Annotated in this window: 22 protein-coding genes; 15 read left to right on the top strand and 7 right to left on the bottom strand. The window is 69.8% G+C overall.

Features of this window, described 5'->3' with window-relative positions; translation table 11 throughout:
• Positions 1–78: 78 nt before the first annotated feature.
• The 7 genes from coaBC (at position 79) to paaE (ending at position 6,540) form a co-directional block, all read left to right on the top strand.
• Positions 79–1,338 carry a bifunctional phosphopantothenoylcysteine decarboxylase/phosphopantothenate--cysteine ligase CoaBC gene (coaBC, locus tag ABB55_RS11780; protein ID WP_054362009.1) on the top strand — a complete coding sequence of 420 codons (1,260 nt, stop codon included), beginning with the start codon at positions 79–81 and terminating at the stop codon, positions 1,336–1,338.
• Positions 1,331–2,272, top strand: a complete 942-nt coding sequence (locus ABB55_RS11775) for a PaaX family transcriptional regulator C-terminal domain-containing protein (protein ID WP_054358971.1) — start codon at positions 1,331–1,333, stop codon at positions 2,270–2,272. The genes coaBC and ABB55_RS11775 overlap by 8 nt, the downstream gene beginning before the upstream one ends.
• A gap of 142 nt (positions 2,273–2,414) precedes the next feature.
• A complete protein-coding gene (paaA, locus tag ABB55_RS11770; RefSeq protein ID WP_054358970.1) occupies positions 2,415–3,416 on the top strand; it encodes a 1,2-phenylacetyl-CoA epoxidase subunit PaaA in 1,002 nt (333 codons plus the stop codon).
• A gap of 59 nt (positions 3,417–3,475) precedes the next feature.
• Positions 3,476–3,763, top strand: coding sequence for a 1,2-phenylacetyl-CoA epoxidase subunit PaaB (gene paaB / locus ABB55_RS11765; RefSeq protein WP_054358969.1), 288 nt, complete (start codon positions 3,476–3,478; stop codon positions 3,761–3,763).
• A 250-nt stretch (positions 3,764–4,013) separates the two neighbouring features.
• Positions 4,014–4,766 carry a 1,2-phenylacetyl-CoA epoxidase subunit PaaC gene (gene paaC, locus ABB55_RS11760; RefSeq protein WP_054358968.1) on the top strand — a complete coding sequence of 251 codons (753 nt, stop codon included), beginning with the start codon at positions 4,014–4,016 and terminating at the stop codon, positions 4,764–4,766.
• 14 nt (positions 4,767–4,780) lie between these two features.
• Positions 4,781–5,347, top strand: coding sequence for a 1,2-phenylacetyl-CoA epoxidase subunit PaaD (gene paaD, locus ABB55_RS11755; RefSeq protein WP_083463555.1), 567 nt, complete (start codon positions 4,781–4,783; stop codon positions 5,345–5,347).
• 107 nt (positions 5,348–5,454) lie between these two features.
• Positions 5,455–6,540 carry a 1,2-phenylacetyl-CoA epoxidase subunit PaaE gene (paaE, locus tag ABB55_RS11750; protein ID WP_054358967.1) on the top strand — a complete coding sequence of 362 codons (1,086 nt, stop codon included), beginning with the start codon at positions 5,455–5,457 and terminating at the stop codon, positions 6,538–6,540.
• Between the two features lie 121 nt (positions 6,541–6,661).
• Here the strand turns inward: paaE and ABB55_RS11745 are convergent, their stop codons facing one another.
• Positions 6,662–7,681 carry a DMT family transporter gene (locus ABB55_RS11745; RefSeq protein ID WP_083463554.1) on the bottom strand — a complete coding sequence of 340 codons (1,020 nt, stop codon included), beginning with the start codon at positions 7,679–7,681 and terminating at the stop codon, positions 6,662–6,664.
• A 442-nt stretch (positions 7,682–8,123) separates the two neighbouring features.
• Here ABB55_RS11745 and ABB55_RS11740 point away from each other — a divergent pair, with 442 nt between their 5' ends.
• The 4 genes from ABB55_RS11740 (at position 8,124) to coaA (ending at position 10,946) form a co-directional block, all read left to right on the top strand.
• Positions 8,124–8,459 carry a hypothetical protein gene (locus tag ABB55_RS11740; RefSeq protein ID WP_054358966.1) on the top strand — a complete coding sequence of 112 codons (336 nt, stop codon included), beginning with the start codon at positions 8,124–8,126 and terminating at the stop codon, positions 8,457–8,459.
• A gap of 139 nt (positions 8,460–8,598) precedes the next feature.
• A complete protein-coding gene (hisF, locus tag ABB55_RS11735) occupies positions 8,599–9,375 on the top strand; it encodes an imidazole glycerol phosphate synthase subunit HisF (protein ID WP_054358965.1) in 777 nt (258 codons plus the stop codon).
• A gap of 59 nt (positions 9,376–9,434) precedes the next feature.
• On the top strand, positions 9,435–9,758 hold the full coding sequence (locus ABB55_RS11730) for a phosphoribosyl-ATP diphosphatase (protein ID WP_054358964.1): 324 nt from the start codon (positions 9,435–9,437) through the stop codon (positions 9,756–9,758).
• Positions 9,759–9,974: 216 nt separating this feature from the next.
• Positions 9,975–10,946 (top strand): type I pantothenate kinase, encoded by a 972-nt coding sequence (coaA, locus tag ABB55_RS11725; RefSeq protein WP_054358963.1) that lies wholly within the window; start codon positions 9,975–9,977, stop codon positions 10,944–10,946.
• A 27-nt stretch (positions 10,947–10,973) separates the two neighbouring features.
• On the opposite strand, the gene ABB55_RS11720 is transcribed toward coaA, so the two are convergent.
• The 5 genes from ABB55_RS11720 to ABB55_RS11700 form a co-directional block, all read right to left on the bottom strand.
• Positions 10,974–11,792: a hypothetical protein gene (locus ABB55_RS11720; protein WP_054358962.1), complete on the bottom strand. Its 819-nt coding sequence runs from the start codon at positions 11,790–11,792 to the stop codon at positions 10,974–10,976.
• Between the two features lie 26 nt (positions 11,793–11,818).
• A complete protein-coding gene (locus ABB55_RS11715; RefSeq protein ID WP_054358961.1) occupies positions 11,819–12,280 on the bottom strand; it encodes a type III secretion system chaperone in 462 nt (153 codons plus the stop codon).
• Between the two features lie 298 nt (positions 12,281–12,578).
• Complete coding sequence (locus tag ABB55_RS11710; RefSeq protein ID WP_054358960.1) at positions 12,579–13,259, bottom strand: response regulator transcription factor; 681 nt, start codon at positions 13,257–13,259, stop codon at positions 12,579–12,581.
• Between the two features lie 137 nt (positions 13,260–13,396).
• Positions 13,397–14,599 (bottom strand): aminotransferase, encoded by a 1,203-nt coding sequence (locus ABB55_RS11705; RefSeq protein WP_054358959.1) that lies wholly within the window; start codon positions 14,597–14,599, stop codon positions 13,397–13,399.
• Positions 14,600–14,613: 14 nt separating this feature from the next.
• Positions 14,614–16,932: an NADP-dependent malic enzyme gene (locus ABB55_RS11700; RefSeq protein WP_054358958.1), complete on the bottom strand. Its 2,319-nt coding sequence runs from the start codon at positions 16,930–16,932 to the stop codon at positions 14,614–14,616.
• A 330-nt stretch (positions 16,933–17,262) separates the two neighbouring features.
• Between ABB55_RS11700 and ABB55_RS11695 the strand changes: the two genes are divergently transcribed.
• From ABB55_RS11695 to ABB55_RS11680, 4 genes are all read left to right on the top strand, one after another.
• Positions 17,263–17,565 carry a hypothetical protein gene (locus ABB55_RS11695; protein WP_054358957.1) on the top strand — a complete coding sequence of 101 codons (303 nt, stop codon included), beginning with the start codon at positions 17,263–17,265 and terminating at the stop codon, positions 17,563–17,565.
• A 198-nt stretch (positions 17,566–17,763) separates the two neighbouring features.
• Positions 17,764–18,429 (top strand): peptide-methionine (S)-S-oxide reductase MsrA, encoded by a 666-nt coding sequence (gene msrA / locus ABB55_RS11690; RefSeq protein ID WP_054358956.1) that lies wholly within the window; start codon positions 17,764–17,766, stop codon positions 18,427–18,429.
• Positions 18,430–18,460: 31 nt separating this feature from the next.
• Complete coding sequence (locus ABB55_RS11685) at positions 18,461–19,336, top strand: CHAD domain-containing protein (RefSeq protein ID WP_054358955.1); 876 nt, start codon at positions 18,461–18,463, stop codon at positions 19,334–19,336.
• 222 nt (positions 19,337–19,558) lie between these two features.
• Positions 19,559–20,074, top strand: coding sequence for a TIGR00645 family protein (locus ABB55_RS11680; protein WP_054358954.1), 516 nt, complete (start codon positions 19,559–19,561; stop codon positions 20,072–20,074).
• A 24-nt stretch (positions 20,075–20,098) separates the two neighbouring features.
• Here ABB55_RS11680 and ABB55_RS11675 read toward each other — a convergent pair whose 3' ends face one another.
• Entirely contained in the window at positions 20,099–25,735 is a 5,637-nt protein-coding gene (locus ABB55_RS11675) for a DUF4011 domain-containing protein (protein ID WP_054358953.1), read from the bottom strand.
• Between the last annotated feature and the right edge of the window lie 74 nt (positions 25,736–25,809).

Raw genomic sequence — 25,809 nt, 5'->3', positions numbered from 1 at the left:
CGACAAGCCGGTTCCCGATCGCCCTCGAACCGCTCTATGATCCCGGCCGAAATATCTCCCGGCCAAACCGGAGCCATGATGCTGCAGGGCAAGCGCATTCTTCTGATCATCGGCGGCGGCATTGCCGCCTACAAGGTGCTGGACCTGATCCGGCGGCTGAAGGAACGCGGCGCCACGGTGCGCGCGGTGATGACCGCGGCGGCGAAGGAATTCGTCACCCCGCTCTCGGTCGGGGCGCTGACCGAGGACCGGGTCTTTTCCGAGCTCTTCGACCTCACCGCCGAGCACGAGATCGGCCATATCCGGCTGTCGCGCGAGGCCGACCTGATCGTGGTCGCGCCGGCGACCGCCAATCTCCTCGCCAAGATGGCCAACGGCCTCTGCGACGATCTCGCCGCCACCATCCTGCTCGCCACCGACAAGCCGGTGCTGGTCGCGCCGGCCATGAATCCGCGCATGTGGGACCATCCGGCGACCCGCCGCAACCGCGACCGGCTGGCCGCCGACGGCATCGCGATGGTCGGTCCGAATGTCGGCGCCATGGCCGAACGCGGCGAATTCGGCCCCGGCCGGATGGCCGAGCCGATGGAGATCCTGGCCGCGATCGAGGCCATGCTGTCGCCGCTGCGGCTCCCCGGCCAGGCCCTGCTGGCCGCCGATCCGGCGATCGCGACCCGGCCGGGTCCGCTCGCCGGCCGGCGCATCGTGATCACCTCCGGTCCGACCCATGAGCCGATCGACCCGGTCCGCTACATCGCCAACCGCTCCTCGGGCAAGCAGGGCCATGCCATCGCGGCCGCCGCCGCCGCGGCCGGCGCGACCGTGGTGCTGGTCGCCGGGCCGGTGACCGTCGCCGATCCGCCCGGCGTCACGGTCGTGCATGTCGAGACCGCGCGCGAGATGCTCGCCGCCGTCGAGGCTGCGCTTCCTGCCGACGTGGCCGTGATGGCGGCCGCGGTCGCCGACTGGCGCGTGGCGTCGGAGGCCGACGAGAAGATCAAGAAGGGGCCGGCCGGCGCGCCCGCCCTGCATCTGGTCGAGAATCCCGACATCCTGGCCACGGTCGGCCGGCACCCGACGCTGCGGCCGCGCCTCGTCGTCGGCTTCGCGGCGGAGACCGAGAACCTGATCGCCAACGCCACCGCCAAGCTCGAGCGCAAGGGCGCCGACCTGATCGTCGCCAACGACGTGTCGCCGGAAACCGGCATCATGGGCGGCGACCGCAACACGGTGCGCATCGTCGCGCGCGAGGGCATCGAGGATTGGCCGGATCTGCCCAAGGCGGCCGTCGCCGACCGCATCGTCGCGCTGATCGCCGACAGGCTCGGCCGTGCCTGAGCGCGGCGCCCTTCTGGAAGCGGCCGTCCTGCCGGCGGCGCGGCATCCGGCCCACGCGCTGGCGCTTGAGGTGCTGCACCGGCGCACGCCGATCCGCGCCTGGTCGCTGATCGTCACCATGTTCGGCGATTGCATCTCGCCGCGCGGCGGTTCGATCGGGGTCGGCAGCCTGCAGGACATGGCCGGATCGCTCGGGCTCGATGCCGGCGTCGTGCGCACGGCGCTGACCCGGCTCGCCGCCGACGGGCTGATCGAGCGCATCCGCGTCGGGCGCAACAGTTTCGCGTCGCTCAGCCCGGCCGCGGAGGCCGATACCCGGCGCGTCGCGCCGCAGATCTACCGCTTCGTCGAGCGGCCCTGGGCGGGGCGCTGGCGGCTCGCCTTCCTGGCCCCGGCCGGCGACGCGATCGCGGCGGCGCGCGCGGCTCTGGTCCGGCAGGGTTTCGCGCTGGTCGCGCCCGGCCTCGCCATGGCGCCGCTCGGCGAGGACGGCCGGCTCTATTCCGGCCGTCTGCCGGAGGCCGGCGCGGTCGCCTGGCTCGACGCGGCCGGGCCGCCGGCGGAGGCGCCGCTCTATGCCGCCGGGCTTTGGCCGCTCGCCGGGCTGGCGCAGGCCTATACCCAGTTCGTGGCGGATTTTTCGGCCGTCGAGGCTGCCGTGACGGACGGGCCGGAACCGGCAGGGATCGAGGCGCTCGCGGTCCGGATCGCGGTGGTGCACGAGTTCCGCCGCCTCGCCCTGCGCGACCCGTTGCTGCCGGCCGATCTCCTGCCCGCCGACTGGCCCGGCCGTCCGGCCCGGGCGCTGGCCGGCCGGCTCTACGGGCGCGTGCTCGCCGCGGCCGAGGCCTGGCTCGACCGCGAGGCCAAGAGCCTCGACGGCGCGCTGCCGCCGCCCGACGATCGTCTCGCCCGCCGCTTTCCTCCGGTCTGATCGCCCGATCCGGCGCCGCGCCGTCCGGGACGCGCCGTTTGCGTTTTTGGACGTGTTACAGAAAACCGCTTGAAGATCGAAATTTCGTGACATATACTAATTCCAGGTCGCCGGGGACAGGCGGCAGGCGAGGAGGACGCCCATGTACACCCAGGCGCTGAACACGCTCGATCCGCAGGCCGCCGCCGAGGATTCGGTCCTCGAAGCCCGCTTCCAGGCCCGGATCGACGCCGAGGAGAAGATCGAGCCGAACGACTGGATGCCGGCGGCCTATCGCCGGACGCTGGTGCGGCAGATCTCCCAGCATGCCCATTCCGAGATCATCGGCATGCAGCCCGAGGGCAACTGGATCACCCGGGCCCCGTCGCTGCGCCGCAAGGCCGCGCTGCTGGCCAAGGTCCAGGACGAGGGCGGCCACGGCATGTATCTCTACGCGGCCGCCGAGACGCTCGGCGTCAGCCGCGAGGAACTGGTCGAGCAGCTTCTGTCCGGCAAGGCCAAGTATTCCTCGATCTTCAACTATCCGACGCTGAACTGGGCCGATATCGGCGCGATCGGCTGGCTGGTCGACGGCGCGGCGATCATGAACCAGATCCCGCTTTGCCGCTGCTCCTACGGTCCCTATGCGCGCGCCATGATCCGCGTCTGCAAAGAAGAGAGCTTCCATCAGCGCCAGGGCTACGAACTGATGCTGACGCTCTGCCGCGGCACGCCCGAGCAGAAGGCCATGGCGCAGGATGCGCTGAACCGTTGGTGGTGGCCGAGCCTGATGATGTTCGGTCCGTCGGATACCGAATCGGTCCATTCCGGCCAGACCATGGTCTGGAAGATCAAGCGCTTCAGCAATGACGAGCTGCGCCAGAAGTTCATCGACGCGACCGTGCCGCAGGGCCATTTCCTGGGCCTGACCTTCCCGGATCCGGATCTCGCCTTCAACGAGACGACCGGCCATTGGGAACATGGCGAGATCGACTGGAGCGAGTTCGCCCGCGTGGTCGCCGGCGACGGCCCCTGCAACCGGCAGCGCCTCGCCGCCAAGCGCAAGGCCGAGGCCGACGGCGCCTGGGTGCGCGAGGCCGCGCTGGCCCATGCCGACAAGCGCCGTCAGCGTCAGGCCGCGGCCTGGCGCGTCGCGGCAGAGTGATCCCGATCGCCCGATCCAATCGTCGAAAAGCCGCGCCAGACGGCCGGGAGGACATCGATATGACCGAGAAGAAGATGCCGCTCTGGGAGGTGTTCATCCGCTCCCGCAACGGGCTCGCCCACCAGCATTGCGGCTCGATCCATGCGCCGGACGCCGAGATGGCGCTGATCGCGGCGCGCGATGTCTATACCCGCCGCGGCGAGGGGCTTTCGATCTGGGTCGTGCCGTCCGCGGCGATCGTCGCCTCCGACCCGGCCGACAAGGATATGCTGTTCGAGCCGACCGCCTCCAAGGTCTATCGGCACCCGACCTTCTACGAGATCCCGGACGAAGTCGGCCATATGTGACCGGGGCGGCGCGACCGCCGGCGCGGCCCCGGCGCCGACGGCGTGCCGGCCGGCCGCACCGCACCGCATCGCGCGTCCCGTGTCGGGCCCGTCCGGCGGTCCGGTCTTCTATCGGCGACCGGCCGCGATAGGGCTCGGCCCTCGACAGGGCTCGTCCCGCATCCTGCCGCCGGCATCGCGCCGGCGCGCCGCGGGCGGGGACGCAGCCGAACACCGCTTTCCATCCGTTCGCCGAAGGCAGGGACGAACCATGTCGACGCCGCTTTTCGCCTACACGCTTCGCCTCGCCGACGACGCCCTGGTGCTCGGCCACCGGCTCTCGGAATGGACCAGCCGCGCGCCGACCCTGGAAGAGGAGATGGCGCTCGCCAATATCGCCCTCGACCTGATCGGTCAGGCCCGCGTTCTCTATTCCTATGCCGGCGAGGTCGAGGGCCGCGGCCGCAGCGAGGACGATCTCGCCTATTTCCGCGACGAGGCGGCCTTCGGCAACCTGCTGGTCAACGAGCTTCCGAACGGCGACTTCGCCTTCACGGTCGTGCGTCAGGCGCTGGTCTCGGCCTTCATGCTGCCCTACTGGACCGCCCTGACCGGCTCCCGCGACGCGACGCTCGCCGCGATCGCCGCCAAGGCCGAGAAGGAGGTCTCCTATCATCTGCGCCATGCGGCCGAATGGCTGGTCCGGCTCGGCGACGGCACCGACGAGAGCCGCCGCCGCTCGATCGCCGCGCTCGAAGAGCTCTGGCCCTGGACCGGCGAGATGTTCGAGATGCCCGATGACGAGCGCGCGCTCGCCGAGGCCGGCATCGCGGTCGACCGGGCGGCATTGAAGGCCGAATGGTCGCGCACCGTCGACACCATCCTGGAGGAAGCGACGCTCGACCGGCCGCGCGACGGCTGGATGCAGACCGGCGGCCGGCGCGGCGTCCATACCGAGCATCTCGGCACCATGCTGGCCGTCATGCAATCGCTCGCCCGGGCCCATCCGGGCGCCACCTGGTGAGCCCGGAGGGCGCCATGCACCCCGTCATCCCGTCCGCCGAGTCGATCCTGCCGGTCTCCCCCGCAATCCCGGCCTCCGCTGCGGATACGCCCGCGGACGAACGCCGCGCGCGCGCCTGGTCGGCGGCTGCGAGCGTGGTCGATCCGGAGATCCCGGTGCTCTCGATCGCCGATCTCGGCGTGCTGCGCGACATCCGCTTCGATGCGGCCGGCCGGGTCGAGGCCGTGATCACGCCGACCTATTCGGGCTGTCCGGCCATGAACATGATCGCGGTCGAGATCGGGCTTGCGCTGGATGCGGCGGGATTCCCGGACGCCAAGGTGACGACCGTGCTGTCGCCGGCCTGGTCGACCGACCTGATGACCGAGGCCGGCCGCCGGGCGCTCGCCGGCTACGGCATCGCGCCGCCGGTCGGCCGTGCCGGCGGACGGCGGGCACTGTTTGGCGAGACGTCGGTCGCCTGCCCGCACTGCGGTTCGCCGGAGACCGAGCGCATTTCCGAATTCGGCTCGACGGCCTGCAAGGCGCTCTACCGCTGCCGCGCCTGCCGGGAACCATTCGACTATTTCAAATGCATCTGAGCCGGGCGGATCGGCCCCGGCCCCGCAGGCCGGTGCCTGCCGGGCCCGGCCCTGCCGTTCCGCCGCCCCCACTCGCGTCACGCCGCTGGCACCCCTTGAGGCTTTCGATGATCCCGCGCTTCCACACGCTCACCGTCAAGGACATCCGCCCCGAGACCCGCGATGCCGTCTCGATCCTGTTCGAGGTGCCGGCCGATCTCGAGGCGGACTACCGCTTCTCGCCGGGCCAGTATCTGACGCTCAGGACCGAGATCGACGGCGAGGAGGTGCGGCGCTCCTATTCGATCTCCTCCGGGCTCGACGACAGCGATATCCGCGTCGCGGTCAAGAAGGTCGAGGGCGGCCGCTTCTCCGGCTTCGCCTGCGGGACGTTGAAGCCCGGCGACCGGATCGACGTGATGACGCCGTCGGGCCGCTTCACCGTGCCGCTGGAGGCCGAGGCCGAGCGCACCTATCTGGCGGTCGCGGCCGGCTCCGGCATCACGCCGATCCTGTCCCTGATGAAGTCGGTGCTGGCGCGCGAGCCGAAGAGCCGCTTCGTGTTGGTCGACGGCAACCGGACCTCGGCCGACATCATCTATCGCGGCGAGATCGAGGACCTGAAGGATCGCCACCTGGACCGGCTGACCGTGTTCCACGTGCTGACCCGCGAGAGCGCGGACGTGCCGCTGCTGACCGGCCGGATCGATGGCGACAAGCTCGCCACCATCGTGCGGCGCGCCTGTCCGGACGGGCATGTCGACCTCGCCTTCCTGTGCGGCCCGCAGGATCTGGTCGAAGCCGCGCGCGCCACGCTCGAAGCGCTCGGCCTCGCCCATGACCGCATCCATGTCGAACTGTTCACGCCGGCGGCCGATGCCCGGCCGGTGGCGACCCGGGTCGGGTCCGGCGCCGAGGCGGCTGCGGCCGGCGGCGCGGCCACGGCGGAGATCCGGCTGGACGGCCGGCGCACCCGCATCGATGTCGCGGCCGGCGAGACGCTGATCGATGCGGCCCGGCGCGCCGGGCTGGAGGCGCCCTATTCGTGCAAGGGCGGCATGTGCTGCACCTGCCGCGCCAAGGTGATCGAGGGCGCGGTCGAGATGGACGCCAACTGGTCGCTGGAACCCTGGGAACTGCAGGCCGGCTTCGTGCTGACCTGCCAGTCGCATCCGACCAGCCCGCATGTGGTGATCGACTACGACGCCATGTGATCCGAACGGCGCGCCGGCGCGGCCTCCGGGGGCCGCCGGCAGCCGCGTTGGCGGAGAAACGAAAAAGCCGGCCGGAACGGGTCCGGACGGCTCTGTAGGTGGCTTTCGGCAGAAGGTCCGCTCAGGCAGCGGCGGCGCGGCGGGCGTCGCGGGCGCGGACATGCTCGCGATGGGCGATGTAGAGACCGCTCGCCGCCACGATCGCGCCGCCGATCAGCGTCCAGGCGGTCGGCAGCGCGCCGAAGGCCATGAAGCCGAAGATCGAGGCCCAGATCAGCTGCGTGTAGCTGAACGGGGCGAGTACGGACGCGGAGGCGTGCCGGAAGGCGATCACCAGGATGCCGTGGCCGATCGTCGAACCGACGCCGATCAGGATGCCGAGTTCGATCTGCGGCTGCGTCGGCGTCTCCCAGACGAAGGGCACGGCGGCGCTCAGCGCCAGGAAGCCGACCACCGCCGACCAGACCAGGGTCGTTTCCGGCCGTTCCGAGCCGGCCATGATGCGCGTGGCGATCGCCGCGAAGGCCCAGACCAGGGCGGCGCCGGCCGGCATCAGCGCGGCGGACTGGAACACGTCCGGCCCGGGCCGGATGACGATCAGGACGCCGATCAGACCGACCGCGGTCGCGATCCAGCGGCGGATGCCGACCTTCTCGCGCAGCAGGATCACCGACAGGGCGGTGATGAAGACCGGGGCGATGAAATTGGTCGCGGTCGCGTCGGCGACCTGGAGGTAGCGCAGGCCGCCGATGAACAGCACCGAAGACCCGACCATGCCGAGCGCACGCAGGATCTGCAGGCCCGGCCGTGCGGTCGAGAGGGCGCCGGTGCCGCGCACCGCGACCGCATAGGGCACCACGATCGCGACGAAGACCGCATAGCGGATCCAGGCGACCTCGATCGCGGGCAGCTGGGCCGTCAGCATCTTGGCGATCACGTCGGTCGACGAGAAGAAAACTGTCGACAGTATGATCAGCCCGATCCCGAACAGCGCCCGCTCGCGCGGCGCCGTCGCGGCCGCCGCGACGGGGGCAGCCGGTGCGGCGGCGGGACGCGGCGGCATCCGGGTGGGACGGGCGACCAGGCCGATCCCGGAGTCGAGATCGGCAAGGGTCGCGGCGGCGGCAGGCGGGGGGCTCATGGGGGTCCTGGGAAGGCGCTTGGCGCCCGGGCCTCGTCTGGAAGGGCCGGCAGCGCTGGAATCGTACAACAAGGTAACCGAGAGACATTTCTCGACCATTTCGCCGATGAGTAAAACACACGAGTCGACAGATGAGGCATGTCCCGAGCGGTCGCGTCCGCCTCGCCATGGTCACGATCGCGCGCCCGGCCGCCCGGTTCGCCCCGGTTTCGCCGCATGTCCTGACCGATCGTTGATGCCGGGACCGTCTGCGCCGGGGTCGGGAACCGGCCCGGCCCGGAGCGCGTTGGCTGGTCGACGGCGACCGGCCCCGTCGGCTTTACGGCCCCGTGGGCTTCGCGCCCTCTGGGCTTCGCGCCTTATGGGCTTCACGGCGCCGTCACGGGAATCGCATAGGCAATCGGGCATTCCAGGCCCGTGCCGCGAGCAGAGGAAGACCGACGTGCGCGATCACCGGTTCCGCGTTCTCCTGATCAGCCGCCCTGAAGATCCTGTCCGTCCCCCGCCGCTGTCATTCTGGTTCCTGGAACGCGAGGATGCCGAAATGGTCGCCGCGCTGTCGGCGGTCGATCACCCGGCCGTTGCCGTGCTCGGCTATGCGCCGGGCGGACAGGCCCGCATCCTGCGCTTTCACGGCGGCGCCGAAGGTCGGGCGGCGCTGGCCGACAGACTGGCCGCCTTCGCCGAGCCCGAGGCCAGCGCGGCACGGTTCTTCGCCTCCAGCGGTCCGTCGGGGCCGGCGAAGCCCGTTGACCGGATCGCGGCGCCCGCCGCCTGAAGGCCGGATCGCGGCGCCCGCCGCCTGAAGGGACGGCCGCCGGATCGGAACCGGTGCTCTGGCCTCCGGCGCCGGCGTCGTATAGGAGACGGTGGCCGGGCGGTCGCGTCCGGCGACCCGACCTGCCGACGGATCCGCCATGCTGAAAGCCCGCGTCATTCCCTGTCTCGACGTCAAGGACGGTCGGGTGGTCAAGGGCGTCAACTTCGTCGACCTGGTCGATGCCGGCGATCCGGTCCAGGCGGCGGAGGCCTATGACGCGGCCGGCGCCGACGAACTCTGCTTCCTCGACATCACGGCCAGCCACGAGAACCGCGGCATCATCCTCGACGTTGTGCGCCGCACCGCCGAGGTCTGCTTCATGCCGGTCACGGTCGGCGGCGGCATCCGCACGCTCCACGACATCCGCAACCTGATGGAGGCGGGCGCCGACAAGGTGTCGATCAACTCGGCGGCCGTGAAGGACCGCCAGTTCGTCGCCGACGCGGTGCGCAAGGTCGGCGGCCAGTCGGTCGTCATCGCCATCGACGCCAAGCGGGTCTCCGAGCCGGGCGCGCCGCCGAAATGGGAGGTCTTCACCCATGGCGGGCGCAACCGTACGGGCATCGACGCGATCGGCTATGCGCGCGAGGTGGTCGGCCTCGGCGCCGGCGAACTGCTGCTCACCTCGATGGACCGGGACGGCACCAAGGCCGGCTTCGATCTGGACCTGACCCGCGCGGTGGCCGATGCGGTGTCGGTGCCGGTGATCGCGTCGGGCGGCGTCGGCACGCTCGATCACCTGGTCGAGGGCATCCGCGAAGGCCATGCCAGCGCGGTGCTTGCCGCCTCGATCTTCCATTTCGGCACCTACACCATCCGGCAGGCCAAGGAACACATGCTGGCATCTGGTATACCAATGCGACTCGACTCCTGACGGCGAAACGCTTAAGAAGCGGCAGCAAGGGCGGTTTTGGCGCCCGGAGACTAGTCCGAATGTCCGGCTTTACCCTCGACGCGTTGGAAACCATCATTGCCGTACGGGCGGGATCGGGTGATCCCGGTTCCTACACGCGCAAGCTTCTCGACGCGGGCATGGCGAAATGCGCCAAGAAGCTCGGCGAGGAGGGCGTCGAAGCCGCCCTGGCGGCGGTTTCCGGGGACCGGATCGAACTGGTCAAGGAATCCGCCGACGTGCTCTTTCACCTGCTCGTGGTGCTCCGTGCGGCGGATGTGCCGCTTGCGGAGGTCTATGCCGAACTGGAACGGCGCACGGTGCGAACCGGGCTTGAGGAAAAGGCGTCCCGGCCCGCGGAGTGAAACCGGCGGGACGGAGCGCCGTGCGGCCGGCATCCGCCGGTCGATGCGGACGGGATGACGCCCTCGGGCGATCATCCGGACTGGGTGCGGCGGCAGGCCTTGCAGGCCGTCAGGGGCAGGGGGTCCGCCGGCGACGGCGCGGCCGGTCGACGAAAGGGAGCATCGGACGTGGACCGAGGCTCGACGATCGCAGTTGCACAAGACATTCCGGCTCCGATGCTGTCGCCGGAGGCCATCGCCCGTCTTCGGGGCTCCGAGGCGACGCCATACCGGACGTTCGACCGCGCCGAGTGGTCGAACCTCCGCGGCGAGACCCCGCTGACGCTGACGGCGGAAGACCTCGCGCGGCTGCGCTCGCTTAACGACCCGATCCAGCTGGACGAGGTCGTCGACATCTATCTGCCGCTGTCGCGCCTCCTCTCCATGTATGTCGAGGCGACCCAGAACCTGTTCCACGTCACCAGCCGCTTTCTCGGCGTGCGCGACGGCAAGGTGCCGTTCGTGATCGGCCTCGCCGGTTCGGTGGCGGCCGGCAAGTCGACCACCGCCCGCGTCCTCCGGGCGCTGATGTCGCGCTGGGCGTCGAGCCCGAAGGTCGACCTGATCACCACGGACGGGTTTCTCTACCCGAACGCGGTGCTGGAGCGCGAAGGCCTGATGCGCCGCAAGGGCTTCCCGGAGAGCTACGACATCCCGACGCTCTTGAAGTTCCTGTCCGACATCAAGGCCGGCAAGGCCCATGTCGAGGCGCCGGTCTATTCGCATCTGGTCTATGACGTGGTGCCGGGCGAGAAGGTCACGATCGACCGGCCCGACATCCTGATCCTCGAAGGTCTCAACGTCCTGCAGACCACCAAGCTGCCGCGCGACGGCAATGCCGTGCCGTTCGTCTCGGACTTCTTCGACTTCTCGATCTATCTCGACAGCGAGGAACCGCTGCTGCATCAATGGTATGTCGAGCGGTTCATGAGCCTGCGCGAGACCGCCTTCCGCGACCCGCAGAGCTACTTCCACCGCTATTCCAAGATCTCGGCCGAAGAGGCGCTGACCATCGCCAACGATCTCTGGAACAACATCAATCTCGTCAACCTGCGCGAGACCATCTTCCCGACCCGGCCGCGCGCCCATCTGATCCTGCACAAGGGCAACAGCCACCGCATCGAACGGGTCCGGTTGCGCAAGCTCTGAGGCGCGGCGGATCGGGAGGTCGGCCGGTCAGCTGCCGATCCGGTCGAGGGTCGACAGGAGGTCCTGGGCCTGCCGGTCGGACAGACGCAGCGAGGCGACCGGATCGCGCTCGATCCCGCACAGCCGGTCGAGAGTCGACAGGAGTTCGTCGGCCTTGCCGGGGCTGAGACGCAGATTGGCCTCGTCGTGCTTGTCGAGCCACTTGGTGGCGAAGCCGGGCAACTGGTCTTCGATCGACGCGTTCATGGTCCGATCGATGACCTTGATCACGTCCTTGAGGTCGCCGATCGTGACCCGCTGAACCCCCTTGACCACGCCGCGGTTGTCTTCGGTCTCGAGGCTCTTCAGGGGTACGACGCCCTCGCCATGCCGGGTCTTCACCGCGACCTTCGACAGCATCTCGGCCGCCGAGCCCCCGACGCCGAGGAACAGTTCGGGCTTGTCGTTGGCGAAGGTCATGACCATTTCGTCGATTTCGGATTCCGACAGATCGGAAAGGCGCTGGGCCAGTTCGCTGGTGCCGTTGGCCCGCAGGTCCATCAGCTTTTCCTTGAGGAGCGACTTGCCGAATTCGGCCGCTCCGGTGTTGAAGCGCATGCTCAGGGCGACGACCGTGTCCATCGCGACGGCCGATTTCTTGCCGAACTCGATGCCGCCGCGCGACTTGACGGTCGGCGTGTCGGACAGCTTCTTGTAGGCGACCTCCTCGCGCTTCGTCGTGTAGCCGAGCGCGAAGTCCGGCTTGGTCAGCGTTCCGCCGGACTTCTTCACGAAGCTGCTGTCCTGCGAGGTGCCGATCACCTGCTTCAGCTGCGACATGCTGGGGCTGTTGAGGATCGAAGCCATGGCCCTGTCTCCCGTTCAAGCGTGGATCAAGCGCGGATGAGCGTCGTTTCCTGTCGGGTCATCAGGTCGCGCATCGCCTTGGCGTCGGCCACCTCGTCGAGCTCCAGCCCGAGCCGGACGAGGCCCCGGGCGGCGTCGGCCTTGGCGACGATCGCGCTGATCGCGGCGTCGAGCCCGGCGGCGTCGAGGGCGGCGATCGGATGGCTGGCGACCAGCAGGCAGGTCGCGGTCTCCGGGGCGTAGCCGAACGCATAGCCGCCGCTGCGCATCAGCATCAGATTGAGTTCGAGCAGGCGGGCCGCCAGTTCGTTCGAGACGGTTTCGAGCGTGGCGACCGGCGCTGACAGGGTGATGCGCTGAGAATCCGCCTCGTGGGTCAGAAACAGCGGCTGGCCGCCGATCTCGAAATAGGCGCCCGTATCCTCGAACTCCGCATCGTCGAGGCCGGCCAGCCGGCTGAAATCACCCATGAGTTTGTGATAGTTCATGGCTCACCTCTCGCAATGTTGTGCGTGTATACATTGCGGGGCGGCATGAAACCGAAATGACAGTCCGAACAACAATTGATGTCGCCGGAAATGAATAAGCCGGCCAACTTCGAAATCGGCAAGAAGACGGAGCGAATCCGGCAATCGACGGGCGCGCCGGCTCAACAAGTCTGCATTATACCAACGGCCCAGGATGCTGACGCATCGGGCCGTTGAAGTAACGCGAATTTCTCATTTGCGTCAGAGGCATGAGAAATTCGCGTATCGAATACCGACGATCATTCCACGACCGTCGGTATCAGACCTGCCGGTCCTCGCCGGGCTCCAGGGTGATCCGTTCGAAGTCGATCCGTGACGCCTCGATCACCGCCTGGGTCCGGCTGATCACGCCGAGCTTGCGCAGGATCTCGGAGACATGCGCCTTCACGGTGGTCTCGCCGACCTGCAGTTCGTAGGCGATCTGCTTGTTGAGCAGGCCCTGCCGGATCATCTGCAGGACGCGGAACTGCGCCGGGGTCAGGGTCTTCAGCCGTTCGACCAGCCGCTCGCGATCGTCCTCGGGGATCGCCGGCACCGCCGCGCCCGGCGTGTCGGCCGGGACATGCAGGCCGCCCGCCATGACGGTCCGGATCGCCGCGACCAGCTCGGCCTTTCCGGATGCCTTCGGGACGAAGCCGGACACCCCATAGGCCAGGGCTTCGCGCACGATGCGGGGATCGTCGAGGCCGGAGACCACGACCAGCGGCAGGCGGGGAAACCGTGACCGGAATTGCAGGATGCCGTCGAAGCCGGTCGTGCCCGGCATGGACAGATCGAGCAGGGCGAGGTCGAAGGCCGCCCCCGGCGTGCCGGCCAGGGCGAGCGCCTCGTCCATGCCGGTCGCCTCGACGATCTCCGCCGCCGGATGGGCCGCCATGATGGCGCTCTGCAGCGCTTCGCGGAACAGCGGATGGTCGTCGACGATCAGGAACCGCTCCATGCCGCCTCCCGGCTGAAAGGTCGTCCGGGCGAGCGAGCGCGGTCGGAACGATCCCGGCCCCATTGTGGCGGCGGCGCCCCCGGCCTTCGCCGGGACCGCCGGCCGCTCCGGCCGTTGTTCCGATGGGTATAACCTGTTTAGTCCAATTCCAGAAAGCGTTCCGCGATGCGGTCGAGCGCCGCGTCGTCGACATTGGCGAAGGCGATGCGCAGATGGCCCTCCTGGCCGGGCCCGAACCAGGAGCCCGGCAGGGTCAGCACGCCGCGCTCCCGGCACAGTCTCTCGGCGACCGCGAGCGCCGGCTGTCGGCCGGGATGGCGCACATAGGCGAAATAGGCGCCGGCCGCTTCGACCCGCCAGCCCGGGACCGTAGCGAGCCGGTCGGCGAACAGCGCCGCGCGCCGGTTGATCATGTGCCGGTTCGCGGCCCGCCAGCCGCCGAGCGCCGGGATCGCCCAGGCGATCGCCGCCTGGCCGGCGCGGGGCGCGCAGATCTGCAGGCAGTCCTGGACCTTGATCACCTGTTCTACCAGCGCCGGCGCGGCGACCAGTGCGCCGAGCCGGTGGCCCGGGATCGAGTAGGCCTTCGAGAAGCTGTAGAGGTGGATCAGGGACGCCCGGCTGCGGCCGGTGGCGAACAGATCGTGCGGACGGTCGCGTCCCTCGGGCAGGAAGTCCCGATAGGTCTCGTCGAGGATCAGAAACAGACCGGCCGCCTCGGCCAGATCCGCGAAGGCCGCGATGGTTTCCGGCCGGCAGGTGGCGCCGGTCGGATTGTTCGGGCTGACCAGCACGATCGCCCGGGTTCGGGGGCCGATCAGCGCCCGCGCCGCGGCCGGGTCGGGCTCGAAACCGTCCTCGGCCTTCAGGGCGAACGGCCGCGCGACGATCCCGAGCATGTCGAGGATCATCTTGTGATTGAAGTACCAGGGTGCCGGCAGGATGACCTCGTCGCCGGCGCGGGCGACCGTCAGGGCGGCGGCGAAGAAGGCCTGGTTGCAGCCGGAGGTGATGACGACGTCGCCGGCGTCGACCGGCCCGCCATAAAGCGCGGTCATCTCGGCGGCGAGCGCGGCGCGCAGGTCCGGTTCGCCGGGGATCGGCCCGTAGCGGGTCGTCTCCGGCGCCCCGGCCGCCTCGGCGAGGCGGGCGAGCAGTTCGGCCGGCGGCGGATCGCCGGGCGCCGCCTGGCTCAGATTGAGAAGCGGCCCGGCCTTGCCGTCATAGGCGGCCAGCCAGGCCTGCGCGGCCGGTATCGGCGGGGCTTCGACGGCCTCCAGGAGGGGATTGGGCCGATGCCCGGCGGTCCCCCGAACGTCCGTCTCTGCACTCGCCGACATGCTCTTCAGTCCTCTCAGCGTTTGCGGGCCAGCGCCTCGACGGCGGCCAGCGTCGACATGTTGACGACGCCGCGCGAGGTGACCGAGGGCGTCAGGATATGGGCCGGCTTGGCCGCGCCGAGCAGGATCGGGCCGACATGCAGAGCCTCGGTCATCGACTTGATCAGGTTCAGGGCGATGTTGGCCGAGTCCAGGCTCGGGAAGACCAGCAGGTTGGCCTCGCCGGACAGGAAGGATGTCGGCATGACGCGCTCGCGGATATCCGGCGACAGCGCGGAATCGCCGTGCATCTCGCCGTCGACCTCGAGGTCGGGCGCGCGCTGGCGGATGATCGCCAAGGCCTCGCGCATGCGCTTGGCGGAGGCGATGTCGCGGGTGCCGAAATTCGACGCCGACAAGAGCGCGGCCTTCGGCACCAGGCCGAAGCGGCGGATATGGTTGGCCGCCAGGATGGTCGCCTCGGCGATCTCGACCGGCGAGGGCGTGTCGGTGCAGTAGGTGTCGGTCAGGAACCAGGCGCCGCGGCTGTTGATCAGGAGGCTGACGGTCGAGAAGTCGGTATCGATCGATTCCACCCCGATCACGTCGAGGACGTTGCGGCGGTGGCGCTCGAAGCGGCCGTCGATGCCGCAGATCAGGGCGTCCGCGTCGCCCCGCTCGACCGCCAGCGCGCCGATCACGGTCGCGTTGGTGCGCACGATGGTCTTGGCCGCCTCCGGGCTGACGCCCTTGCGGCCGACCTTGGAGAAGTAGAGGTCGACATAGTCCTTGAAGCGGGGATCGGAATTGGGATCGATCACCGAGAAATCGGTGCCCTGGCGGATGCGCAGGCCGTAGCGTTCCAGCCGGTTGTCGATCACCTGCGGCCGGCCGATCAGGATCGGCAGGCCGACCTGCTCCTCGAGCATGACCTGGGCGGCGCGCAGGACGCGCTCGTCCTCGCCGTCGGAATAGATGATCCGGGCCTTCACCTTCGATTGCTTGGCCGCCGCCGTGACCGGCTTCATCACCAGGCCGGAGCGGAACACGAAGCGGTTCAGCCGGTCCATATAGGCGTCGAAATCGGTGATCGGCCGGGTCGCGACGCCGGCCTCCATGGCGGCGCGGGCGACCGCCGGCGCGATTCTGAGGATCAGCCGCTGGTCGAAGGGCGACGGGATCAGGTAGTTCGGCCCGAAGGTGTGGGTGACGCCGCCATAGGCGCGCGCCGCCACGTCGGAGGGCTCCTCGCGCGCCAGCGCCGCGATGGCGCGCACGGCGGCGAGCTTCATATTCTCGTCGATGGTGGTCGCGCCGACATCGAGCGCGCCGCGGAAGATGTAGGGGAAGCAGAGGACGTTGTTGACCTGGTTGGGGAAGTCCGACCGGCCGGTGCAGATCATCGCGTCGGGGCGGACCGCGCGGGCCTCCTCGGGCATGATCTCCGGCGCCGGATTGGCGAGCGCCATGACGAGGGGCTGCGGCGCCATGCGGGCGACCATGTCGGCCTTCAGCACGCCGCCGGCCGACAGGCCGAGGAACACGTCGGCGCCGTCGATCACCTCGGCGAGCCGGCGCTTGTCGGTCTCTTGCGCGTAGGTCGCCTTGAGCGGGTCCATCAGGGTGGTGCGGCCCTCGTAGACCACGCCCTCGATGTCGGTGACCCAGATGTTCTCGCGCCGCGCGCCGAGGGAGACGAGGATGTTGAGGCAGGCGAGCGCGGCCGCACCGGCGCCCGACGTGACGATCTTGGCATGTGCGATGCTCTTGCCGGCCAGTTCCAGGCCGTTGAGGATCGCGGCGCCGACGATGATCGCGGTGCCGTGCTGGTCGTCGTGGAAGACCGGGATGTTCATCCGCTCGCGCAGGCGGCGCTCGACCTCGAAGCACTCCGGCGCCTTGATGTCTTCGAGATTGATGCCGCCGAAGGTCGGCTCCAGGGCCGCCACGGTGTCGACGATCAGATCGACCTCCATGGCGTCGATCTCGATGTCAAACACGTCGATGCCGGCGAATTTCTTGAACAGGACCGCCTTGCCCTCCATCACCGGCTTGGCGGCGAGGGGGCCGATATTGCCGAGGCCGAGCACGGCGGTGCCGTTGGAGATGACGGCGACCAGGTTACCCCGCCCGGTATAGTCGTAGGCCGTGGCCGGGTTGGCGGCGATGGCCAGGCACGGCGCGGCGACGCCCGGCGAATAGGCGAGCGCGAGGTCGCGCTGGTTGCCGAGCGGCTTGGTCGCCTGGATCTCCAGTTTGCCGGGGCGGGGGTTCTTGTGGAAGAAGAGCGCGGCCTCCTCGAGCTCGCTCAGCCGGACCGGTTCCGGATTTGAAGGCGTATCGATCTCGGACATCGGTTGGCTCCCCTCGCCTGGTCTCTTGTGGCCGGTGTCCGGCCCGTCACGCAGGCGTTACGGCCCGGTCGCGTTGCAGGGCGGATCGGCAGACATTATCTCTGGCACCGTAGCGGTCATGCCGGTACGAATCGAGTGCCAGTGTCGGGGCTTTAGCGCATGTTCCGCCCTGGCGAAATCGGCCGGACGCGGGAACCGGCCGTTTGCAAAGCTTCGCGATTCCGCCGGTTTGCGCTAAAACGGTTGAATTCGTCCGGCCGGAAGCCGCTGCCGGATCGCCCGCCGTCGCGCCGGCCGGCGGCACCGGTCGGCGAGGTCTGAGGAGGTGCCATGATCACGTTCCTGATTCGCTCGATCGGCCTCTGGATCGTCGCCGGCGCGATCGTGGGCGTGGTCATCGACGGCATGAAGACCATCGCATCCGGAAAGCTGATGCTGACGCCGCTCGGCACGGTCTGGTCGGATCTCGCGCCCGCCAGCTTCGCCGCCGCCAAGGCGGCCGTGCCGGCGGTGGTCTGGGACAGCCTGTTCCGGCTGATCCTGGCGCTGCCGAACTGGGCCGTCCTGTTCGCCGTCGGCCTCGCCCTGGTGGCGATCGGCAGCCGGCGCCGGCGCGCCGCCTTCGTGCTCTGATCCGCCGCCGGTCTTGCCGCCCCGCCGGTCCTGACCGGCCTGCCGGTCCTCACCGGCCACCCGGCCCTCGTCGGCCAGCCGTTCCTTCCCGCCTGCCGGTCCTTACCGGCCAGCCGGTCTTCGCGCCGCGCGCGGCGTTCCGAATCCGTCCCGACCTCTGCGGGGACCGTCGCGTCGCCGCCAGAAAGGAGCCGATCCATGTTTCTGATCGACATCTTCAACAAGAAGCTGCATCTGCCGACCGCGGATGGCGCCCTGCCGGGCCGGGCCGCCGCGATCCCGACGGCCGAGACGCACTACGTCAACGGTCATGCGCTGCACGGTCCCTATCCGGACGGGCTGGAGGTCGCCTATTTCGCGCTCGGCTGCTTCTGGGGCGCGGAGCGCAAGTTCTGGCAGGCCGGCGAGGGCGTCTGGACGACCGCGGTCGGCTATCAGGGCGGCGTCACGCCCAACCCGACCTACCAGGAGACCTGCACCGGCATGACCGGTCACACAGAGGTCGTGAAAGTCGTCTACGACCCGGCCAAGATCTCCTATGCGGCCCTCCTGAAGCTGTTCTGGGAGAGCCACGACCCGACCCAGGGCATGCGCCAGGGCAACGACGTGGGGACGCAGTACCGGTCGGCCATCTACACGACCACCGAGGCTCAGGCCGCCGCCGCGGAGGCGTCGAAGCAAGCCTACGGGCAGGCGTTGAAGGCGGCGGGCCGGGGCGGCATCACCACCGAGATTGCGCCGGCGCCGCCCTTCTACTATGCCGAGGCCTCCCATCAGCAGTATCTCGCCAAGAATCCCGGAGGCTATTGCGGCCTCGGCGGCACAGGCGTTTCCTGTCCGATCGGAACCGGAGTCGACGCCTGAACGGTCGGCGGCTCCGCCGATCGGAGACCGCATGCCCATGCCGTTCCGTCTCGATCCGCACGAACCTTTCGCGGCCGGCCTGAAACGCATCCTGATGGGCGAGATCGCGGTCGCCCGCGCGGCGGTCGCGGTCCCGCGCGCCGAACAGGCGGCGGGCATCCATCGTGCGCGGCGCGCATTGAAGCGCGCCCGCAGCGTGCTTCTGGTCTTCCGCCCGCTGATCGGAGAGGACTACCGGCGCCGCCGCGACGTGCTGCGCGATGCGGCGGATCACCTGTCCGCCGCCCGCGATGCCGACGCGATGGTCGCCTCGGCGCAGAAGCTCGACGACCGCCGTCCGCATGACGGCGCCGGCGTCGTGATCGGGCGCCTGAGCCGGGCGGCCGAAATCGCCCATGCCCAGCGTCCGGACACCGGCCGCGTCGCGGCCCTGCTGCGCATCGCGGAGGCCGATGCGGCCTCCCTGCCGCTGGCGCCGGCGGCCGGACGTCTGTTCGTCGAGGCGCTCGGCGAGACCTACCGCCGGGGCCGGGCCGACTGGCGCAAGGCCGAGGAGGAGGGCGGCGAGGACGTTCTGCACGACTGGCGCAAGCGGGTGAAGCACCGCTGGCACCTGTCGCTGCTGGTCGTCGGGCGAACGGCCGTCACCTCACGCTCGATCGTCGGCGATCTCGACGAACTCGGCGAACTGCTCGGCGACGAGCACGATCTCGCCCTTCTGGTCCGCCGGCTCGGCAAGGAGGCGGACGTGTCGGGCTCCAGGAAGGCCGCCCGCCACCTGGCCGAGGAGGCCGAACGCCGCCGCCGCAAGCTCGCCCGGCGCGCCTGCGAACTCGGTGCCGAACTCTATGGCGACAAGACGCGGCACTTCCTGCAGAAACTGGACGGCCTCGCGACCGACGCCTGAGCGGTTCCGCCCGCGTCGGTCAAGCCTGCGCCGGTCGAGGCTGCGAAATGCCTCGGCCGCCTGCCGCCGTTTCGGGCTTGGCGCATGGTCGGCGAGCCGGTATCGCTGCGGGAGTTCGGCGAAGGCCGCGCCGATCGCCGCGAACCGCTCGCCGGCGGGTCGGCGGCAGGAACATGTACGGCGTCGCGGCGAGGTCCGCCGGCGGCGCCGATCGGAGGCAGCATGATCGAACGGAATCTGGAACGCGGACTTTTCGCCAGCCGCTGGATCATGGCGCCCTTCTATGTCGGGCTGGTCTTCGCGCTGGTCGGGCTCCTGATCAAGTTCATGCAGGAACTCTTTCATTTCGCGGTCGAGCTCACCCGTGCGGGCGAGGCCGACGTGGTGCTCGGCATCCTGTCGCTGATCGACCTGTCGCTCGCCGGCAACCTGCTCCTGATCGTGATCTTCTCCGGATACGAGAATTTCGTCTCCAAGATCGACGTCGGCGATCACGAGGATGCGCCGGACTGGAAGGGCAAGGTCGACTTCGGCGCCCTGAAGCTGAAGCTGATCGCCTCGATGGTGGCCATCTCGGGCATTCACATGCTGAAAGTCTTCATGGGACTGGCGAAATACTCGGACCGCGACATCATGTGGATGACCATCATCCATGTCGTCTTCGTGGTCACCGGCGTCCTGCTGGCGCTGATGGACCGCCTGTCGCATGCCCCGGACGGCATCCGTCCGGAACATTGAAGCCGGCCAAGAGGCCGGTCGGGCTCAGGCGCCCGAACGGTCCTCGTTGGCGGAGAGCGCCGGTTCGTCGCGCGGGACCACCGGCAGGCCGCGCGAGGCGGCCAGACGCAGGCCCTGGCCGCGCACGCGGCGGTCCAGGATGCCGCAGATTTCCGGCAGGAACATCCGCCGCTCGGCCGGATTGGTGCCGGCACGCAGGTAGCCGGGGACCGAGCGATCCCAGTCGTTCGGATCGTCGAGGCGGCTGTCGATCAGGAACTCGATCATCGTGTCGCGCAGGATCGAGCGCTCGCGGTCGAAACGCGGCATCCGGCGGGCGATGACATGCTCGCGGAAATCGACCAGGGCGCGGGCGAGCTCGCGATCGCTGCGCATGTCGGGGCCGCCGCCGCGTCCGCCCTCGTTGAAGCCGAACAGGCCGCTCGGCCCGGGATCGCCGCTCATCGTGACGAGCCGGATGGTCGCCTCGTCGAACGGGGCTGCCGGCGGGGCTTCGCGGTCGAGATCGGCCAGGCGACGGCCGAAGGCGATCTCGATATCGGCCGGCGATGCCATGGTGCGTATCTGTTCCAGCCGCCGGACGAGGCGCTCCGTCTCCTCCTCGGCATCCTCGAGCCAGTCGGTCGACCACAGCCGGATCAGGTCCCAGCCGCGCAGGCGCAGCACCTCGTCGCCGATCCGGTCGCGGTCGCGCGCGCTGGCGATCAGCGCATAGTCGGCGCCGTCGCCCTGCAGGCCGCACAGGAAGCGATCCGGCCGGTCGGGATGCCGGATGGCCAGTTCGACCCGCCGGTGCGACAGCCCGATCCGGGTGGCGACCTGATAGCCGCGGTCGCTCAGACGCCGGCCGATCTCGCGTTCGAAGTCTCCGTCCGGCGCCAGCGCGGCGGCGGCCGCGAGGACCCGTCCGCGGGTCTCGACATGGTCGAGGAAGCGCTTCAGGGCGAGTAGCCCCGGTGCGCTCGTGTCGGTGACGGCGACATCGTCGGCGCCGAAGGAGACGAAGAGACCGATCCGGCGCCGGGCGCGGGTCACCAGCACGTTCAGGCGATGGGCGCCGAACCGCCCCTCGAAAGGACCCAGTCGTTGGCCGAGGCCGCCCCCGCCGCGGTCGCGTCCGAAGGTCAGCGAGATCAGGACCACGTCGCGCTCGTCGCCCTGGACGCTGTCGATCGTCTTGACGAAGACCGGCTCGCCGAGATTGGCGGCCTTCATCCGATAGACCTCGACGGCGCCGTCGCCGGCCTCCAGGCGACGCAACTCGGCCAGAATCAGGTCGCGCTGCTCGGCGGTCGCGGCGACGATGCCGAGCGTCGGCATGGTCTCGGACCCGCTGGCGGCGAAGCGGCGCATGAAGCCGATCGCCTCCTCGGCGATCCGGGCCGCCTCGGAGACGTTGCGGCGGTAGTGGCAGGCGCCGTCGACGCGCACCAGGTCGACCGCGAAGGCATCGGTGCGGGCTTCGGGGACGGTGGTCAGGCTGTCCTGGTAGAATTCCCGGTTCGGAAAGGCGAACAGGCTTTCCGCGCGGCTGCGGTAGTGCCACTTCAGCCGGCGGACCTGCCCGATACCATGCCGGCAGGCATCCAGCACCGAAACCGTGTCCTCGTCGAAGCGGTCGTCGGCCTCGTCCTCGAAGGCCTGCGCGTCGGATATCGCCGGCTCCATCGGCGGCAGCTGGCGGGTGTCGCCGAAGACGACGACCTGGCGCGCCCGCGCCAACGCGCCGAGGGCGTTCTCCACCGGCATCTGCGAGGCCTCGTCGATCACCAGAAGATCGAAGCTGAGCCGGTCGGGCTCCAGATAGCGGGCGAGCGAGAGCGGCGAGGCCAGCAGGCAGGGCATCAGCGTCTGCGCGGCCTGCCCGGCCCGGCGCAGCAGCGTGCGCACCGGCAGATGGCGGCGCTGCTTGCCGAATTCGTTGCGCAACAGCGCCATCTCGGTCCAGCCCGTGCGCATGCCGCTGATCGAGCCGACCGGCGGGGTCGCCTGCAGCAGGCGCGCGACGATCGCCTCGCGGTCCGACTGCATCCGGCGCCGGTCGCGGTCCGCGAAGGTGCGCCGCCGCGCTTCCAGCGAGACGCCTGTGACCTGCCACAAGGCCGGCGATCCGCGCCGGGCATTGTCGGCGCGGCGCTGCGCCACCAGCGTCTCGAACAGGATCGGCAGACGCTCGGGTGCGACCCGGGCGCGATCGCAGGTCTCCAGGAACTCGCCGGCGCCGGCCTCGGCCAGTTCGCGGCGCAGGCGGCCGAGCGCCAGATAGCTGTTCAGCTCCGCCTTGCGTCCGAGCAGCGTATCGACGCGGGCGAGCACGGCGTTGGGTTCGGACAGGTTGAGGCCGAGCTGGCCGAATTCCGCCTCGATGGTCGCCTTCAGCTGCGCGAACCGTCCGAGCGGCGGGTCCAGGCGGGCGGCCAGATCCGCAAGCCGGCGCCGCATGGCGGGCGCATCGGGGCCGGACAGACATTCGAGATCGAGCCGGCCGGTCGAGGAGCGCACCGAGCGCAGGTGGCCGACCGTCTTGACCCATTCACTGGCGCGGGCGACCTCGGCCATGCCGGTGCCGTCCGGGAACAGATGGTCCCAATCCTGCGCCAGCTGCGAGGGTCCGATCGCCTCGACGATGCTCGCCCGTCGTTCCAGCCGCGTGTGCATGTCGGCGATGTCGCGGATCGGAACCGGGATGCCGCTCAGCTCGCGGTCCGGATCGAGGTCGATCAGCGCCGAGAAGCTGTCGCGTTCCGCCTCGATGGCCGACAGGATGGTGCCGAGACCGCCCGTGCCGTAGCGCTTGAGCAGGGATTCGGGCAGGCTCCGGAACGCCTGCGCGGCGGCGGCCATGTCGGCGAGGCGCGAGATCACGCCGGGGCCGGCGCCCACGACCAGCGTTGCGATGCGCGCGCTGCCGGGACGTTCGGCGAGCGCGGCGCGAAAATCGCGGCGGATGATGGCGCAGTCTTCCATCGGCGTGCCGAGCCCGGCCCAGGCCGGGCCGAACAGGGCGGCGAGCTGCGGATCGTTCTCGAAGGCGGCGAGGTAGCGCAGATAGATGATGAACTGGGCCAGTTCCTCGGCATCGGGGACGACGCCGTCCGGCCCGGCCAGGCGGGCGAGCAGGGCGCGCGCCGTCTTCTCGGAGCCGCCGCGCAGGCCGAATCGGCGGGCGAAGCCGCTTCGGTTCAGGGTCGCCTCGCAGGCCTCGATCTCGGCGATGGTCGGCCAGGGCTCGTCGCCATAGGCGACGAAGGCGGTCCGCCAGTCCGTCTCGGCATCGACCGCGTCCAGCCAGCGCTGCCGCACCGACAGGAATTCCCGTTCCTCGATCAGGGCGAAGCGGTCGAGCAGGCTGCGGCGTCCCGGCTCGGCGCGGGACAGGAACTGGATCGCCTGGGCGAGCGTATCGATCTCGGCCAGCGTCGACTGCCGGTCCAGCCCGATCATGTCGACGGCCGGCAGCATGCGGTCGATGGCGCCGGCCAGACGGCGGCCGTCGGCGATGCAGCGGTCGGCCTCGACCCGCGCCGCATCCGGGTTGAGATCGAGCAGGCGGCCGTCGAGCCCCGCCGTGACCATGGCGCTGGCGCGCGCCAGAACCTCGAGGGGAATGCCGGCGACCTTCGGCCGCGCGGCGAGTTCCGCGTCGACCTGCTTCAGCTTTTCGCGCAGGCCGGCGATCCGGAAAACGTCTTCGTGATCGAGGTCGACGAAGCGCTCGGGCTGGCTCAGTGTATCGGGCGGCACGCCGAGCATGCGGTCGGCCGTCACGATCGACTGCAGATCCGCGATCGAGCGCGCCCCGAAGGCGACGGCCTCCTCGGCGATGTCGCAGAGCGCACCGGTCGCCGCGAGCATCTCGCCGAGCAGGTCCTTCAGGCGGCCGATATCGGCGGCGGAGATGTCGGCCAGCACGGTCTGCGACCAGGGCGACAGGGCCGGATGTCCGTAGTCGCGCGCGAAGGACTCGGCGGCGGCCGCGTAGACCTCGAGCTTGCCGACGGCCTCCAGGATGCGCATGCCGCTGTCGAGCAGGGACTTGGGCAGCGAGACGCGGCGCAGCGCCTGGATCACGTCGGCATGCCGGTTCTGGCCGGCGATCGCGTTCCAGATCAGTTCGTAGGGCGTGCGGCCGTCGTCGCCCTCCTGATGCAGGGCTTCCACATAGCGGTCGAGCTCGCGGCGGCTTTCGTCCATCGTCGCGTCGCGCAGGATCGGCTGGGCCCGCGGCGCACGGCCCCAGCCCAGTTCGGCGCGGCGGCGCAGGGCATCGACGACGCGCTGCGGGCTCGCCCGTTCCGAGTGCAGGGAAAGACAGAAGTCGCCGAGGCCGGCCGCATCGAGCCGACGGCGGACCGTCTCCAGGGCGCCCTGCTTCTCGGCCAGAACCAGCACCGTCTTGCCGCTGCCGAGCGCATTGGCGACGATATTGGCGATCGTCTGGGACTTGCCGGTTCCCGGGGCCCCCTGGACGACCAGGTCGCGGCCGCGCGTCGCGTCGACCAGGACATTGTGCTGGCTGGCATCCGCGTCGTGGATCAGATACGGGACGACCGTCTCCGCGTCGGGATCGTCGATCGGATGGTCCGGCAGTACAGAGGCTTCCGCGTCCCAGCGGCCTTCGTCGGTGCCGGCGAGCACCGCGTCGACCAGCCGCCGTCCGGCCGGAGGATGGCTCCAGGCGGTCGGATCGAGATCGGCATACATGGCGAGCCGGCCGACCGGGAAATGCCCGAGCACCATGGTCCGCCGGACCTGCCAGCGTCGCAGCAGCTCGATCGCGATGCGGACCTGTTCCAGATAGGCTTCGATCGAGCCGGTGCCGTCCTCGTCGGTTTCGAAGTCCGGCAGGGACAGGCCGAAATCGCGCTCCATCAGCCGGGCGAGGCTGGCATTGATCTCGGCCGCGCCGATCGCCAGGATCGACCATGTCCGGCCGCTGTCGGTGGTCCGGGCCTCGATGCGGACCGGCAGCAGCACCAGAGGCGCGAGCAGCTTGCGTTCCGAACTGTCGCTTTCGAAGCGCTGCAGGAAGCCGAAGGCCAGATAGAGATCGGATTGCCCGGTTTCCTGTTCGGCCAGGCTGGCATCGGCGCAGATGCGGTCGAGCGTGGCGTCGAGCTCGTCGGGATATTTGAGGGTCTGGAGATTGCGGTCGGTGTGGCTCGGCTTGTAGCCGGCGGCCGGCAGATCCGGATTGGGCTCGATGCCGAGCCGGCGCGCCTGCGCCATGCGGTCCGTCTCGACGCGGCGGTCGCGCTGGGGCAGGCCGAGTTCGACCCGGACCCGGTCGCGCAAGGCCCGGTCGAGCACGGCCAGCGCGGCATCGTCGTCGCGGCCGGCCGCCTCGATCGCCAGGGATTCGGCGATATGGACGGCATCGCCGACCCGGGCATGCTCGAGCGCGATCCTGAAATCCGCCGTTTCCTCGTCGTCCGGCGCATCCTGCGGGCGCGGCAGCGGTTCCAGATCGAGCGCCACGCCGTCGGAGACGAGCAGACGGTGGACGTCCTCCATGATTTCGTCGACGATCACGACCTGCCGGCGCGAGCGGGACCCGACCGGATAGTTCAACATCCGGTTCCGGCTGGAGAGATCGAGCAGGCGCTCCCGCAAACCGAAATAGAGCCGGGTCGAGCGCTGCTGGTCGTCTGTAGGCGGCATCAGGGGCAAGGTCCTCGTTCAAGTCTCTGCGCCGCAACGGGCTGGACAGGCCCTGCTTGCCGGCGACGTTCGAA

Source organism: Prosthecodimorpha hirschii (assembly GCF_001305515.1).
GTDB lineage: Bacteria > Pseudomonadota > Alphaproteobacteria > Rhizobiales > Ancalomicrobiaceae > Prosthecodimorpha > Prosthecodimorpha hirschii.
This window is presented reverse-complemented; position numbering and strand designations above follow the sequence as displayed.